The organism is Paenibacillus glycanilyticus (assembly GCF_051200795.1).
GTDB classification, from domain to species: domain Bacteria; phylum Bacillota; class Bacilli; order Paenibacillales; family Paenibacillaceae; genus Pristimantibacillus; species Pristimantibacillus glycanilyticus.
In genome coordinates, this window is record NZ_CP195155.1 from 4,542,563 (window position 1) to 4,557,815 (window position 15,253).

12 protein-coding genes are annotated in these 15,253 nt (G+C 52.0%); 7 read left to right on the forward strand and 5 right to left on the reverse strand.

Annotated features, from left to right (window positions below; all coding sequences use genetic code 11):
- Positions 1-186: 186 nt before the first annotated feature.
- From ACR9FF_RS20685 to ACR9FF_RS20705, 5 genes are read left to right on the forward strand one after another with little or no spacing between them, the layout of a single operon-like run.
- On the forward strand, positions 187-984 hold the full coding sequence (locus tag ACR9FF_RS20685; protein WP_317980151.1) for an SDR family NAD(P)-dependent oxidoreductase: 798 nt from the start codon (positions 187-189) through the stop codon (positions 982-984).
- On the forward strand, positions 981-1,724 hold the full coding sequence (locus ACR9FF_RS20690; RefSeq protein ID WP_127490641.1) for an SDR family NAD(P)-dependent oxidoreductase: 744 nt from the start codon (positions 981-983) through the stop codon (positions 1,722-1,724). The genes ACR9FF_RS20685 and ACR9FF_RS20690 overlap by 4 nt, the downstream gene beginning before the upstream one ends.
- Positions 1,725-1,763: 39 nt before the next feature.
- A complete protein-coding gene (locus ACR9FF_RS20695; RefSeq protein ID WP_127490642.1) occupies positions 1,764-3,149 on the forward strand; it encodes a mandelate racemase/muconate lactonizing enzyme family protein in 1,386 nt (461 codons plus the stop codon).
- A 34-nt stretch (positions 3,150-3,183) separates the two neighbouring features.
- A complete protein-coding gene (locus ACR9FF_RS20700; protein WP_127490643.1) occupies positions 3,184-4,089 on the forward strand; it encodes an RraA family protein in 906 nt (301 codons plus the stop codon).
- A gap of 31 nt (positions 4,090-4,120) precedes the next feature.
- Positions 4,121-5,029, forward strand: coding sequence for an aldo/keto reductase (locus ACR9FF_RS20705; RefSeq protein WP_435164355.1), 909 nt, complete (start codon positions 4,121-4,123; stop codon positions 5,027-5,029).
- A 56-nt stretch (positions 5,030-5,085) separates the two neighbouring features.
- Here ACR9FF_RS20705 and ACR9FF_RS20710 read toward each other — a convergent pair whose 3' ends face one another.
- The 3 genes from ACR9FF_RS20710 to ACR9FF_RS20720 form a co-directional block, all read right to left on the reverse strand.
- Entirely contained in the window at positions 5,086-5,904 is an 819-nt protein-coding gene (locus ACR9FF_RS20710; protein WP_127490645.1) for a carbohydrate ABC transporter permease, read from the reverse strand.
- A complete protein-coding gene (locus tag ACR9FF_RS20715) occupies positions 5,905-6,816 on the reverse strand; it encodes a carbohydrate ABC transporter permease (RefSeq protein ID WP_127490646.1) in 912 nt (303 codons plus the stop codon).
- 90 nt (positions 6,817-6,906) lie between these two features.
- Entirely contained in the window at positions 6,907-8,274 is a 1,368-nt protein-coding gene (locus tag ACR9FF_RS20720) for an ABC transporter substrate-binding protein (RefSeq protein WP_435164357.1), read from the reverse strand.
- 168 nt (positions 8,275-8,442) lie between these two features.
- Here ACR9FF_RS20720 and ACR9FF_RS20725 point away from each other — a divergent pair, with 168 nt between their 5' ends.
- Both ACR9FF_RS20725 and ACR9FF_RS20730 read left to right on the forward strand, forming a co-directional pair.
- Positions 8,443-9,993 (forward strand): response regulator transcription factor, encoded by a 1,551-nt coding sequence (locus ACR9FF_RS20725; protein WP_435164359.1) that lies wholly within the window; start codon positions 8,443-8,445, stop codon positions 9,991-9,993.
- Positions 9,990-11,735: a sensor histidine kinase gene (locus ACR9FF_RS20730; protein WP_435164361.1), complete on the forward strand. Its 1,746-nt coding sequence runs from the start codon at positions 9,990-9,992 to the stop codon at positions 11,733-11,735. The genes ACR9FF_RS20725 and ACR9FF_RS20730 overlap by 4 nt, the downstream gene beginning before the upstream one ends.
- Positions 11,736-11,831: 96 nt before the next feature.
- Here the strand turns inward: ACR9FF_RS20730 and ACR9FF_RS20735 are convergent, their stop codons facing one another.
- Positions 11,832-13,310 carry an Lsa family ABC-F type ribosomal protection protein gene (locus ACR9FF_RS20735; protein ID WP_435164363.1) on the reverse strand — a complete coding sequence of 493 codons (1,479 nt, stop codon included), beginning with the start codon at positions 13,308-13,310 and terminating at the stop codon, positions 11,832-11,834.
- Positions 13,311-13,593: 283 nt separating this feature from the next.
- A complete protein-coding gene (locus tag ACR9FF_RS20740; RefSeq protein WP_435164365.1) occupies positions 13,594-15,252 on the reverse strand; it encodes a GTP-binding protein in 1,659 nt (552 codons plus the stop codon).
- Position 15,253 lies beyond the last annotated feature (1 nt).

A 15,253-nucleotide genomic window follows, 5' to 3' on the forward strand; every position in this document is an offset into this window, starting at 1 on the left:
GTCGCTTCGGACGGGAAAGTCAAGATGAAAGTTTCCCACTTTTTTCAAGCTGAATCAACCGTAAAAAAACAAACAAAATCATAATTTTGCGGCATGGCTTTTCGCTTCAATCGGTCGGTAAGATGGTCATGTAAAGCAAATCGCCTGCCGAAAAGAGTCCAGTATTCATGAGGGGGTGTACATGATTTGAAGAGGAAAGTGGTCTTTATCGCGGATGCCGACAGCTGGTCCGCCGAGGCACTTATCGCACGGTTTAGTCAAGATGGCGCGAATCTCATTCTGAATAGTTCACGTGAGGATAAAGAATGGGACAACATGATCGTTAGCTGCACCGCCGCAGGCTCAAACCTGCTTGTTACGCATGCCGATCTTAGCAGCAGCGGCGACATATCAACAATGCTGGATCAAGCCGAGAAGCTGCTTGGCCCAGTCGACGTCATGATTCACAATTGCTGTGCGATAAGTCCCGCCTCTGTCGAAAGCTGCGAAGAAACGGAATTTGTCGAAATCATGCGGAAAAATGCCAAATCGGCCTTCTTCTGTACCCAAGCGCTAGGCAAACGGATGGCGGCAAGAGGCTTCGGAAGCATGATCTTCGTCAGCTCCATTCATAACGAGAAGCCTACCGGATCGTCCTTCGCTTACAGCGCCTCACAAGGGTCGGTGAAGATGCTGGCACATGAAGCGGCCTTGTTTCTCGGCCGATCAGGCATCCGAGTCAATGTGATTGAGATGGGCCCTGTCGAGGGTTCGGACACGACGTTTCAAAGCCCGGTGTCCGGACTTTACGACGATTACCGTTACAAGGTGCCCGGCGGAAAGCTTGGGACGGCTAAAGATCTGGCCGAGCTTGCCTTCTTCCTGGCCGGAGAGGAAGCCGGCTATTTGAACGGCGCCGATATACGGCTGGACGGCGGTTTTCTCCTGCATTACATGGATCATCGCATGAACAAGCCGGCCGGGGAGGAGACGCGAACGCCATGAGCCACAGCTTGACAGGAAAATCGGCACTTGTCACCGGCGCGGGAACGGGCATCGGCAAGGGTATCGCCTTGGAGCTGGCAAGGCGCGGCGCAAAGGTGGCCATTCACTACAATTCCAGCGATGCCGGAGCCAAGGATACGCAGCACCAGATCGAGGAGTTTGGCGGCAATTGCATAACCGTGCAAGCCGACGTCGCGGAACGGGAGCAGATCGTGCGCATGGTTGATACGGCCGCGGCTGAGCTTGGCGGCATCGACATTCTGGTCAACAATGCCGCGCTGCAGCTTAATCTTAACTGGTTCGATTATACGGAGGAGCTATACGACCGCGTCATGAACATCAACCTTAAAGGATACTGGCAATGCATGCAGGCGGTTATCCCTTATATGAAGGAACGGCATTTCGGCCGCATTATTAATATTTCCTCCGTGCATGGCAAAAGACCTACCGACTTCGACGTGGTCTACTGCATGTCGAAAGGCGGCATCAAAATGCTCGGGAGGGAAAGCGCCATTGAACTGGCACGTTATGGCATAACGGTTAATACGATCGCTCCCGGCGCGGTCGACGTGGGTAAGTTCAAGGCGTCTCATAAGGAACCCAACCGCAAAAAGTTTCCGCTTGGACGCGTCGGACTGCCTGAGGATATCGCTTCGCTCGTCTGCTACGTGGCCTCAGACGAAAGTTCGTTTATGACCGGCTCGACCATCCGCATGGATGGTGCCGGCATGTTGATGTAATCTGCCCAATACCCATATTCCCGCAAAGGAGCATTGCCCATGACTCAACAGGAAACCTATGATAGCACGTTAGCTCACGTCAACACCTACTCCAAGCCTTCGGAGCTTCGCATTACCGACATTCGCTTTGCCGATATCGCAGGCGCTCCCATGCACTGCAGCCTGATCAAGGTGTTCACGAACCAAGGCATCGTTGGCTTCGGGGAAGTGCGCGACGGCGCCGACAAACAGTTTGCCCTTCAGCTCAAAAGCAGGCTGCTGGGCGAAAATCCGTGCAATATCGACAAGCTGTTCCGCAGAATCAAGCAATTCGGCGGACATTCCCGGCAAGGCGGCGGCGTAAGCGGCATCGAGATCGCCCTCTGGGATATTGCCGGCAAAGCTTACGGCATGCCCATCTATCAAATGCTGGGCGGCAAATTCCGCGACAAAATCCGCATGTATTGCGACACCGACGTTGACGGTAAAGATACGGGTAAGGCTATGGGCCTGGCGCTGCAAAAAAGAATGGAACAAGGCTACACCTTCCTTAAGATGGATCTGGGCATCAATCAGATTATTAACGAGCCCGGAACGTTAAGCGCCCCTCTCGGCTTCCTGGAGGATATGAAAGCGTTGTCCAAAGCCTGGTATTCCCGAAAGCATTCGAACCTCTCCGAGCACCAGCTGCGGGAAATTCGCAGCCGCCACTACGATATTTATAACATCGCACATCCGTTTACGGGCATCCATGTGACGGAGAAAGGTCTCGACATGCTGGAGCAATACGTAGCCGACGTTCGCATGGTCGTCGGCTACGAGGTACCTCTTGCCGTAGACCATTTCGGGCATATCGGCTTGCAGGATTGCATCAAGCTGGGCCGCCGCATCGAAAAGTACAACCTGGCCTGGATGGAAGACATGATTCCGTGGCAATACACGAATCAATATGCCCAGCTCGCAAGCGCGGTGACAACTCCGGTCTGCACCGGAGAGGACATCTATCTCAAGGAGAACTTCAAGCCGCTTCTGGAATCCGGCGGCGTATCCGTCATCCATCCCGACGTGCTGACGACGGGCGGTATTCTGGAAACGAAAAAAATCGGCGACATGGCCCAGGAATACGGCGTCGCGATGGCCATTCATATGGCGGAGAGCCCTATCGCCTGCCTCGCAGCCGTGCATGCCGCAGCCGCCACGGAAAACTTCCTGGCGCTCGAATACCATTCCGTCGATGTCGATTGGTGGGACGATCTAATCGTCAGCAAGCTGCCAAAGCCGCTGGTCCAGAACGGCTTCATTCATGTGCCCGATGCGCCTGGCCTTGGCATCGAAGCGCTTAACGACGAGGTTATCGCTCAGCATCTGCACCCTGAGATTCCAGGGCTCTGGCTCCCTACCGACGAATGGAACGGCTACTGGTCCAACGACCGGCTGTGGAGCTAAGCAGCAAGACAAAAAATAAAGCGAGGTGTCCGATATGAAATTTAATAATGCCGAAGATACCATTCAGTTATCGCCGCTATGGCAAGGCGAGCGCTTCCCGGACGGCCGTCCCAAAGTGCCGTCCAGTGTTCTTGCCCGACTAGGCAGGATTACGCTTGAGGAGGCTTGGGGCCCCCTCTGGTCGAGAGGATATCATTATCAATTCGAGGGCGATTTCAAAATCATTCACCCGAACAAGGTGATGGTTGGCCGCGCGGTTACGGCCGTTATGGTGCCGAAACGTCCGGATCTGCATGATACGCTGCTCAATTACGGCCATGAGCAAGAGGATCGCAGAGGCTTTTTTAACCAATGGGTAATCGATTCGCTGGAGGAAGAGGATGTCGCCGTCATCGATATGTTCGATAAAATCTATCAAGGCACCTACGTGGGAGGCAACCTGTCCACGGCTATCTCAACCCGCACGAAGACAGGAGGCGCCGTTATATGGGGCGGTATACGCGACAATCAGCAGGTTCAGCAAATCGAAAACATTAATGTTTTCTATCGGGGCAGCGACCCAACCGCAATAGCAGATGTCACGATGGTCGGCATGAACGTTCCCGCCCGCATTGGCCGGGCCGTCTGCCTCCCAGGCGACGTTGTGCTTGGCACGCCGGCAGGCGTCATCTTCATCCCTGCCCATTTGGCGGAGCTGACGGCTACCCATGCGGAAAAATCGCAGGTCCGCGACGTGTTTGGCTTTGCCCGCTTAAACAGCAGAACCTATACGACGGCGCAAATCGATGCAGCATGGACGACCGCCATGTGGCAGGACTTCATTCAGTGGTTCGACACTGACAAAGCTGCCGTGCCATACAGGCATTTGACATGGGAGCAGGAGCTCGAAGAAGCGCGCAAGAGTGAAAATAACGGCCCTTCCAGCGATGTCCGGTTATAAGGTAATATAGGAATAAAAAGGAGCTTAATTGATGGATAAAGCGATATTAGGCCGTACCGGTTTGCAGGTTACGAAATTAAGCTACGGCGCCATGGAAATACGCGGACCCCGCGTATGGAACGGAAGAACGGTCGAGGATGCCGATGCGGGCCTCATCTTGAATACCGTGCTCGATGCGGGTATCAATCTGATCGACACCTCTTACGATTACGGCCGCAGCGAAGAATTAATCGGCCGCTTCATCAGCCACCGCAGGAGCGAGTTTATTCTGGCGACAAAATGCGGCTGCTGCGTCACGAACCGCGGCGATCATGACGAGACGTCCCATATTTGGACGCGCGATAATCTGCTTCATAACATCGATACAAGCTTAAAGCGCATGAAAACCGACTATGTCGACGTCTTGCAGCTTCATGGACCTACGGTGCAGCAAGCCGAAGAAGGCGCGCTGGTCGATGTCCTGAAGGAAATTCAAGCTAGCGGCAAAGCCCGTTACATCGGCGTTTCCTCTTACCTTCCGAATCTTCCGGCCTTCGTGGACTGGGGAGCATTCGATACGTTCCAGCTGCCCTACTCCGCTCTGGAACGAGAACACGAGGATTGGGTAACAAAAGCCGCGGACACCGGAGCCGGCATCATTGTCCGCGGCGGCGTGGGACAAGGCGAACCGGGTATCGGGCGGGGTTCGGAGGAACGCTGGAGCGCCTGGGAGCAAGCGAAGCTGGACGACCTCTTGGAACATGGCGAGCAGAGGACCGGATTCCTGCTGCGCTTTACCCTATCCCATCCTTCCATGACGACAACGATCGTGGGCACCAAGAATCCCTCCCACTTGGCTGAAAATCTCCGTTATGCCGAGCTTGGCCCGCTACCAAGCGACGTCTACGAGGAAGCAAAGAAACGATTGGACGCCATCGGGCGGACGGCAATCGCGAAATAAAACATAAACGAGCCAATGGAATTCAAATTCCATTGGCTCGTTTTTATATTCAGCGTTTATCCTTTTACCGATCCGGCGGTCAGCCCCCGAATGAAGCTTTTCGAACCAATTGCGAATAAGACGAGCACCGGCAGCGTTCCGATCGACAGTCCAAGGATTTGCGCCGCAAGATCGGTTCTGTACGCGGAGCCTAGCGTCGTGATGCCTAGCGGGATCGTGTACATCTCCGGCTTGTTTATGACGATTAACGGCAGCAGGTAATTATTCCACGACCAGAGGAAGACCAGCAGGGAAAGCGTTGTTAATGCCGGATAAATAAAGGACAGCACGATCCTGAAAAAGATTCCGAGATCCGAGCAGCCGTCGATGCGCGCGCTCTCGATCACCTCGACCGGTACGGCGCCGCGAATGAACTGCGTCATCCAGTACACGCCAAACGCGTTTGCCACCCAAGGCAGGATAAGCGGCATCAGCGTATCGGAAAGGTTGAGATAACGCATTTCGATCACGTACGCGACCAGGCCTAGCTGGCCAGGGATCATCATCGTAAGCAGAACAGCTCCGAAAATTTTCGATTTGAACTTAAAATCGTATTTCGCGAACGCAAACCCGGCAAGCGCGCTGACGAACACCGACAGGAGCGTGCTGGCAGCCGAGACGACAAAACTATTCCAGTAGGCCAGATCGAACCGGCTCGCCGCAACCGTCTTGAAGTTTTCCGCAAGGTAGTTGCCCGGATAAAGGACGATCTTCGTAAAAAGGTCTTCGTTCTTGTAAGTGCCCATAACAATCATAATGTAAAACGGCAGCAAGGCGACGATCGACAGCAGCGCGATACCGACCGTCGCAGTAACCGTACGCGATCGTGTACTCATTTAGGATTCCTCCCTGTAAAACTTGGTGCCAACAAACGAGAACACGGCAATAATGACGCAAAGTCCGTAAGCGATCGCCGCGCCTAGTCCGTAACGAGTTGTGCTGCCGAATGCCGTGTCATACATATTCCAGACGGTCGTCAGGCAGCATCGTTCCGGTCCGCCGATGACGGCAGACGCCGAGCCCATTCCCGCGCCGCCAAGCAGCAGCATCGGCTCCTCGAGCAATTGAAAGCCGCCGATAATTCCCGTAATGGCCACGAAGGTTGTGACCGGGCGAAGTAAGGGCAGCGTTATGGTCCAGAACGATTTCATGCCGGTTGCGCCGTCGACGGCAGCCGCCTCGTGCAAATCCTTCGATATGTTGGCGAGTCCTGCCAGATAAAAAATCATCGTGTAGCCGAAGCCCTTCCAAAACAGCATCAGAATAATGACGATACGGGCATACATCGGTTCGCCAAGCCAATAGATCCCTTCGTCGATGAGACCGAATTCGAGCAGCAGCTTGTTGACGAAGCCGGCCTGCCAATCGAACAGCAGGTTGAACATGAGGCCGACCGCAACCGGCGTGACGATGTACGGCAGGAAGTTGACGAGCTGAAAAAAGGCTTTCCACTTGACGAATTTGCTGTAGAGCAGGGAAGCAATCGCAAGGCCAAAGGCCATTTGAAGCGGCAGCGATACGGCCACGAACAGCAGCGTATTCCCGACCGAGGTGAAAAAATAGGAGTCTGGATTAAACAGAAAAGCATAGTTGTCCAGCCCAACGAACGTTTTTTTCCCGATCCCGTTCCAGCTCGTCAGACTCACGTAGAACGAAAACAGGATTGGAATCAGGCCAAAGGCCGCGTAAAACAGCATATACGGTGACAGAAAAAGATACGGCGCCCATTTTCGCTTCACCACATCCATTATTCCCACTCCGATCGTTATAAGGTCAAGGAAAGCGCAAAGAGCGGCCGCCCGGCCGCTCCCAGCGTCTCTTCGTCATCGGGCTCGCCGTTAACCGAACGTAACGTCCGGCACTTTCGCCTTCAGCTCTTTTTGAATCCGGTCCATCGCCTGCTCCACGCCGAAGCTTTTATCCTTCGAGAGAGTCTGCAGCACGATACTCATCGCTTCGTCAAGCACCTGGTCGTTCACATTCTCGGCAACGTCGGTCGTTACCCCGGAGATGTCCACGAAGAACTTCTCCCCAATATCCTGGGTGCCGAAATTCTCCCACGTCCAATTCGAGAATTGTTTATTCTGGTAAGCTTCTTTGTAATGGGTAAATACGCCGTCCTTCTTCTGCGCTTCCGCGCCTGCCTGCGACATCGAAGTAAACTCGATCCATTTCCAAGCCAGCTCGGCGTTCTTGGCGCCTTTCGGAATGCCGTGCGACGAACCGCCGCGGATATAACCGCCATCCGGAGCTACCATCAGCGCCCACCGGTCAGGCTTCTTGTCGTTTGGTCCGATGACGTATTGCGGCATCCAGACCGGGCTTGGCGTAAACATGTATTTATCGCCGCCAAACGAGGCGTTCCAGGCCGGCGTCCATTGGTCGAGCTTGTCTACAATACCCGCATCGCGGAACTGGACAAGCCGCGTTACGATGCTTTGAAGCAGCTGAACGTTTAACTTGTTGCCCTCGAAGTACGGCTGATCCCGCTGACCCTTCAGAATATCGTAGACACCGCCAAGGCTTGGGAACATCATGACCTTACCGCCGCTCTTGTCGAGCACCTCTGCGCCTTTGGCGATAAATGCATCCCAGTCCGGCAGCATCGCTTCCATCTCTTCGGGATTGTCCGTACCCAGATACTCCTTGGCGAGCGACTTGATGTAGGCAACGCCGGCAACGCTCATATCATCCGGAATAGCGACCAGATGGTCATTCATGGAGAATGCCGGAGCGTCATACTCGAATAACACGTTGCGGTCCGCATTATAAGGGTCGGCCTCTAAATCTTGCAAAATATCCATGCTGAAGATCTTTGCCTTCTGCCCGCGCTCGATCCGGATAACGTCCGGCAGCTCGCCGCCCGAGGCGATCGTCGTCTGCAGCTTCTTCGGAACATCGGCCGCTTCGACCTGCACTCTCTTCACCTTGATCCCCGGATATTTCTCGTTAAAAGCCGCCAGCGCCGTCGGATGCTCCGGCTCCCAAGTCCAGAGCACGAACTCCCCTTTAAGCTCCTTATTGCCTCCGTCCTCTGCAGCACCGTTTTTCTCTGTTTCTGCCGCCGGTGTGCTCGTTTTGACGTTTCCGCCGCTGTTGCCTCCGCTATTGCCGCCGCTTCCGCCTGAACATGCGGCTAGCAAACTAACAAGAGTCAAAGCGGTCATTGCCTGCGCGATTCCTCTTCCCCATTTCGAACGACGCATCCCAAATCCTCCCTTAGGTTTTTGGTTACGCTCTCATCATATACAAGTGCCTATGAAAGCGTAAACATAACAAAACTGCATTTTTGGTCGGGATTCTGCACTTTGCTTCACCGCCCTTATTACGTAGAGTATAATGGATTCAAATATGGACATGGGAGGCTCCCTTCGATGAAGGTCATATTGGTGGATGATGAACGCATTGCCCTGGAGCATATACGAACGCTAATACCATGGGAAGAGAATGGATATGAGATCGCAGCCGCGGCAACAAACGGCCGAAGCGCGCTGCGTCTCTGCGAAGAGCATCGTCCCCAAATCATGATCGTGGATATCCGCATGCCGGTTATGGATGGACTTGAGCTCATTCGGGCGGTAGCCGAACGCGGCTGGGGCGTCAACTTCATCGTAATGAGCGCATACGAGGATTTTAATTATGCCCGTCAGGCGATATCGCTCGGCTGCGTGTCGAGCTACCTTGTTAAGCACGAGGTTAATCGAGACAAGCTTATGCAGGAACTTGCGAAAGCAAAGCTAGCTTGGGAAATGAATGAGCGGCAGCGCAAGCTCTCCCGATCCGAACAACTGAAGGAAGCGTTTTTCGCCAGCAGTCAGCCTGCCAAGCATGGCGCTCATATCGCGCGTCCGCCGTTATGCGCGCTGCTCCTGCAAGCAGATGTGCCGTTCACGACAATTCCATCCGTCGCAGCGTCGCCCGATGCCAGGGGGACAATCGGATGGACGGAAGGCTTTAAGCATGCGGAGACAACCGCCGCCTGGGAATTAGTCGGGGAATTCGCGCATGGACCCGGCAGGCTGGTTGCATTGTTTGAGCAGCGCGATAAAAGCGTCTCCCTGCAGCGTGAAGCTTTTCATAGAATCGCCTCGACTGCGCAGCGGGAGTTCGAAGGCCGGCTTGGTTATACCGTCTCTTTTTATTTCGCGTTCGAATACGCCGATGCGGCGCATTTGCCCGCCTTGATACGCAAGCTGGAAGAAGCCGCGCGACACACCGTGTTTTCCGGACGCAATACTCTGGCATGCGCGCATGATCTTCCCCTGCCAATCCGTACGGCATCTGCGGATGGCAGCCGCCGGTGGCTTGAGGCGTTGGCGGCCTGTATCGCACAAGAGGATTACGGCAGTTTTGAAAGCGTTATCAAGGAATGGTTCGACAGTCTCGCGCAGCCGGAATGGAACTTGAACGGTTTGTACGAAGCCATCCGCGCGCTGACAACCCTGTATCGCGAACGGCTTGCGGCAGCGGGACTTCCCGAGGCGGATCCACTGGATCCAATAACGTTCGGTCCCCTGTATCACGTAACCGATATACGCAACCGGTTCCTCCATGCTTTCGGAGAGCTGAACGAGCAGGGATCAACTGCCCGTAAACGTCTGTCCCCGAAGCTCCTGCAGGCCATACGTTACCTTCATGCTCACTTCCAGGATGAGATCGGGGTCGAGGATGCCGCTGCCGCAACCGGCATTAGCGTTAGGTATTTGCATGAGCTATTTAAGCGGGAGCTCAACCGCACCTTTCTTGACTACTTGACCGAATACCGAATTAAGCAGGCTAAAATCATTCTTATGCACGAGGACGCCAAAATGGCCGAAGTGTCCGCTCGGGTCGGCTATCGTTCCCCCCAGCATTTCAGTCAGGTGTTCAAGCGGCTGACCGGCGTTCTCCCCCACCAGTTCCGTGCTAAGGAGCAGGCCCGATGACCAGGCTTCGCACCGTCATTTTCTGGAGAATCGTTATCGTCGCCGCCGTCAGTTTTCTGCTGTCCATAGCCTTTACCTACTATTACTATAATCATATCCTGATCGGCCAAATGATGCAGGAGGACAAAGCGAAGCTGAGCCAGACGGTTCGGCAGCTCGACTACATGTCCGATGATATTTCGAAATTTACGTTAACGCTTATCATTGCCGAACAGCTGCAGGAGTTCTACAAAACGTACGATCAGCTCGATACGTTTGATCAGTTCAAGGCTTTGCAGAGTACGTTCAAGTTCGTCGACGGCTACAAGGGCCTCCGCAAGGAGGTGGCGAGCTATGCGCTTGTGCTGCCGGACGGACGAGTGTTCTGGAACGCAGCCGGCAACGACAGCTATTTCAGCGAACGCTTGAAGGAGCCGTGGTACTTAAATTTCGTCCAATCCGGAACCGAGTACGGCTTCACCGAGCCCCACCGTATGCTTGCCGACCAGAAACCGTCATCCGAGACGACCATCATTAGCTATGTCGTGACGGTGCGGGATATCGAGAAGCCCGGACAGACGATTGGTAAATTCATTGTTAATCTCGACTACAGCCATTTTCAGTCGCTGCTCGACTTCAGTCCTTTCGGCAACTTAACCTGGCTTAGCGAATCGGGGGACGTGCTCTATGTGAAGCCGAATGACGGCGAACAGGCAATAGCCCGTCTCGTTCAAGATCTAGATGACGGTACGGGCACGGAAGGCGCATACCGCGTGAACAACGGCTACCTGCTTGTCGACCGGTTCGAAACATCCGGATGGCGGCTGGCCTCCTTCATCTCGCAGGCATCGTTGTTCGACCGCGCCAAGATCGTCTTGTACCTGCTCGGCTTCTTCACGCTTGTCAGCACCTCGCTTATCCTTGCCCTGATGATTCCGGCCATCCTCCGCATTACCCGTCCGGTCATGCGGCTGTATAATGCGATGAATGCGGTATCGAGCGGTAATTTGCAGGTGTCCGTGCAGATCGATACCGGAGACGAGATGGAAAAGCTAGGGAACGGGTTCAACCGGATGACAAGCCAGCTCAAAACTCATATCGAGGAGTCCATCCAGCACGAGAAAGACAAGCGCGAGCTTCAAATGGAGCTGCTGATGTCGCAGCTTAATCCTCATTTTGTTTACAATACGCTGAATGCCGTTATTTACATGGCCCAAAAACAAGGGAATGAGGACATCGTCCGTATGGTCTCCGCTTTTATTCGCGTGCTTCAGGACGCGGTGAAAACGGGCGGAGACGATTCGCTCGTCCCGCTCCGTAACGAAGTCGCGCTGTTAAGAGATTACATAGATATTCAATCGTACCGGTACGCCGATATGTTCAAGGTGGAGTGGGCGCTGGAAGATGAGCAGCTTCACTATCTTGTACCGCGCATACTGATTCAGCCGTTTGTCGAAAACGCCATTTTCCACGGTATATGCCCAAAGGACGAGCCCGGCACCATTCGTATTGCCGCTTGTGAATCCGAAAATCAACTAATGATCACCATCGAGGACGATGGAATCGGCATCGAGCCGGAGCGGCTGCAGAGGATTTGGGAATCGCATGAGAAAAAGAGCAGCCCCGGGCTGAGACACATCGGCCTTAGCAATACGAAGAGGCGGCTGGAGCATCTGTTCGGAAGCCTTGCATCCTTACGGATTGAGAGCGAAGTCGGCCAGGGGACTCGCGTCTTCATTCGGCTGCCTAAGGTAAGCAAGTAATATACCCGGCTCTATCCCGTTAAACGAAAGACAGCTGCCGATAAATGGTCGGCAGCTGTCTTGTGGTTTAAGGCAACCGTTAAGTTAAAGGCATAACTATAGGACTACCGTTTTCGTTGCAATTTCCTCTTGGAAGATCCGGTCATGCTCAACAAAAATCATGGTTGGATTAAAGCTTTTAATAAGCTCTTCTATTTGCATGCGTGAATAAACATCGATAAAGTTTAGCGGCTCATCCCAAATATACAAATGGGCTCTCTCGCATAAGCTTTTAGCGATAAGCAGCTTTTTCTTCTGGCCGCCGGAATAGTGGGATATATCTTTTTCGAACTGGATCCGGTCAAAGTCCATCTTACGCAGAACGGATTTAAAGATCGGTTCGTCAATCTGATGCTCTTCAATAAAGTCGGACAGCTTTCCCTTTAAATGAGAGGTATCCTGCTGTACATACGAAATGACGAGGCTGGAGCTAACGTTCACTGTGCCCGTATGCCGCAGTGGCTCCCCTAGAATTAATTTTAGAATACTACTCTTTCCACTGCCGTTTTTGCCATCAAGCACGATCCGGTCTCCCGCTTCCACCTTAAAACTTAATGGCTTATTCACGAGTTCACCATCATACATGACGGACACGTCCGATAACTGCATCAGTTCTTTTGATTTGTATTCCAGAGGTTCTAATTGCAAAGACTCCGTTTTTTCCACGTTTTTAAGCAGCGTAGACTTCTCTTCGATTGCTTTATTTTGCCTTGCTTCCAGGCTCTTTGCGCGTTTCATCATTTTTGCGGCTTTATGTCCTACAAAGCCCTTGTCCAACTTAGACCCCGAATTCGTTGTGCCATTTTTGGAGGCTTCCACTTGATTGGACCAATTAGCGGAACGCTTGGAAGATTGCTGCAGCCTTCCAATGTCTTTCTGTAAACGCTCATTCGTTTTTCCCTCATGTTCCTGCTGTCTATCGAAATTCAGCTTCCAAGAGGAATAATTACCGCTTTGAACCTCTATATCGGCTCTGTTTATGGACAAGATATGGTCTACGCAGCCATCCAAAAACTTTCTATCATGCGAAATTAAAATGAAACCTTTTTTCCTTTTTAAATATTTGGCAACCATCTTCCTTGCATGGGTATCCAAATGATTGGTCGGTTCGTCGATCAATAGAAATTGCCCTTCGTTCAAGAAAAGCGCAGCCAGCAAAACCTTCGTTTGTTCCCCATTCGATAACGTTTCGAACGGTCTGTACATCACTTCAGCATCGACTTCCAAATAAGATATTTCCCGAAGAAATTGCCAATCCTCCGCTTGAGGACAAATCTCTTCCAATATTTCGCAGGTGAGTCTGCTTTTGTCCGAGACCGGATACGGAAAATAATTAAATTCTACCGACGAAACAATATTACCGCTGTATTCGTATTTCCCTAATAACAGATTAAAAAAAGTTGTCTTGCCTCGACCGTTGCGGCCAATAAAACCAAGCTTCCAATCCGTGTCGATTTGAAAACTAACGTCATCAAAAATAGGATCAAAGCTGCTGGGATATGAAAATGTCAGGTTTTGTACATGAATCATTGACATGGTAAGTTCCTCCTTTTTATAAACAACTTGCTTCATTATAAAAAGTCGGCACATATCCATCGACCTTCATTTACTCCGTATAAGTGGAATGGATACTTACCGACTTATACGGAGTAAATCATGCGTAACCACCGTGTCTGTACTCATGTTCCCCCTCCTTTTCTTTTCCGCTAATCGCGCATAAAAAATTATAATTTTAGCATACCAAATTTCAAAGTTCAACAAGGTTATAGCTAATTACAAATAAAAAGGAGCACTGCTTTAACAGCGCTCCTTTTTATTTTTATATGGAATAACTGTCTTGAATGAGAGCCTTCACAACACGCTTCACGGTATCTTTGGCCGCTTCCTCGATGGAAGAATTTGCAGCAACCTCGATTGGCAGGAAAGCTTGACCAATGATATCTTGCGCAATGGCTTGGTCGTTGTCGTTCGTAAAACCTGCAGGTACTATCGCAAGAAGTCCCGCATCGTTCAGCAAAGTGGCATAGGCTACGATTTGCCGCAAAGATTCTCCTGAACGGTTATCAATCAGCATCGTATGATAACCTCTTGCCACGAGCCGTTTCTCGATTTCCTTGGCGAGTACCGAATGGTCCAGGCCGGAACCTTTAAGCCAGATCGTTAAAGGCTGCTGTCCTTTTTGCTGGGCGCGAACCTCTCTGGTAATTTCGGTATCGATCCGGTTGACACTGTCAGAGCTTTGAAGAGCTTCGTCAATAACGCCGCAAGCGGAAGTCATATTCGTTACGCGATCGATGAGTATAAAGCCACCGATGCTTTTATTTTTTTCAAACTTGTCAAAAACAATACTATCCGATAATGAGAATTCGCATCTAGCCAATTCATTCTTCACTACATGATCGGCTGTAACCGTATTGCCTGTATTAATATCAATTTTGTGTTTAATTCCCGTCACAGTGCCGGGAAGAATCTTCGTGCCTACCTTCACCAGAACATCTTTGCCCGGCGTCAGGACAGAATCGTCCATCCAAAGAATGGTGGAGCTAAAGCTGTCTGCCTCTTGGAGCTCATTGTCCTTCGTAAACACGCAACCCCGCGATACGTCGACTTCCCGGTCTAATTGAATCGTAACAGGTTGCCCCGCATGGGCCGAATTTCGGTCTTGGTCTGTTACTAGGATTCGTTTAACCTTCGCCTTCTCATGGCTAGGCAAAGTAATCAATTCGTCGCCAACTGCGATGCTGCCGGCTTCAATCTGGCCTTGGAATCCGCGGAAGGTGTGGTCCGGACGGCATACCCGCTGAATAGGCATCATGAATGGCTTCACGTCATCACTTGCATGAACTTCAACACTCTCCAAATACGGCAGCAGAGCAAGACCTTTGTACCAAGGCGTATTTGGCGATTTCGTCGTAATATTATCCCCTTCCGTTGCGGAAACAGGGATCACCTGAATGCTCTCGAACCGGAATTCAGTGGTGATGCGCGCAAATTCTTCTTTGATTGCGTCAAATTTATCCGTATCGAAATCCACCAGATCCATTTTGTTTACCGCCAATACCAGGTGCTTAATCCCCATAAGGGCGCAAATCCGGGTATGGCGCTTGGTTTGAGTAATAATCCCTTTGGTTGCGTCCACCAGAATAACGGCAAGATCGGCAAAAGAGGCGCCTACGGCCATGTTGCGCGTGTATTCCTCATGCCCCGGCGTGTCCGCTACAATGAACGAACGGTGATCCGTCGTGAAATACCGATAAGCCACATCAATCGTAATCCCCTGCTCGCGTTCCGCAAGCAGCCCGTCGAGAAGCAAGGAGTAGTCAATTTTGCCGCCTCGGCTTCCCAGCCTGCTGTCTAACTCGAGCGCTCTCTCCTGGTCGGCGAACAAGAGCTTAGCCTCGTAAAGCATATGTCCAATCAAGGTGGATTTACCGTCATCCACGCTTCCGCAAGTAATAAATTTAAGCAGACTCTTCATC

Coding starts and splice junctions, on each gene's coding strand:
- ACR9FF_RS20720 (WP_435164357.1), bottom strand. CDS start 8,274: ATGCGTCGTTCGAAATGGGGAAGAGGAATCGCGCAGGCAATGACCGCT.
- ACR9FF_RS20735 (WP_435164363.1), bottom strand. CDS start 13,310: ATGTCAATGATTCATGTACAAAACCTGACATTTTCATATCCCAGCAGC.
- ACR9FF_RS20725 (WP_435164359.1), top strand. CDS start 8,443: ATGAAGGTCATATTGGTGGATGATGAACGCATTGCCCTGGAGCATATA.
- ACR9FF_RS20700 (WP_127490643.1), top strand. CDS start 3,184: ATGAAATTTAATAATGCCGAAGATACCATTCAGTTATCGCCGCTATGG.
- ACR9FF_RS20740 (WP_435164365.1), bottom strand. CDS start 15,252: ATGAAGAGTCTGCTTAAATTTATTACTTGCGGAAGCGTGGATGACGGT.
- ACR9FF_RS20715 (WP_127490646.1), bottom strand. CDS start 6,816: ATGGATGTGGTGAAGCGAAAATGGGCGCCGTATCTTTTTCTGTCACCG.
- ACR9FF_RS20730 (WP_435164361.1), top strand. CDS start 9,990: ATGACCAGGCTTCGCACCGTCATTTTCTGGAGAATCGTTATCGTCGCC.
- ACR9FF_RS20695 (WP_127490642.1), top strand. CDS start 1,764: ATGACTCAACAGGAAACCTATGATAGCACGTTAGCTCACGTCAACACC.
- ACR9FF_RS20710 (WP_127490645.1), bottom strand. CDS start 5,904: ATGAGTACACGATCGCGTACGGTTACTGCGACGGTCGGTATCGCGCTG.
- ACR9FF_RS20690 (WP_127490641.1), top strand. CDS start 981: ATGAGCCACAGCTTGACAGGAAAATCGGCACTTGTCACCGGCGCGGGA.
- ACR9FF_RS20705 (WP_435164355.1), top strand. CDS start 4,121: ATGGATAAAGCGATATTAGGCCGTACCGGTTTGCAGGTTACGAAATTA.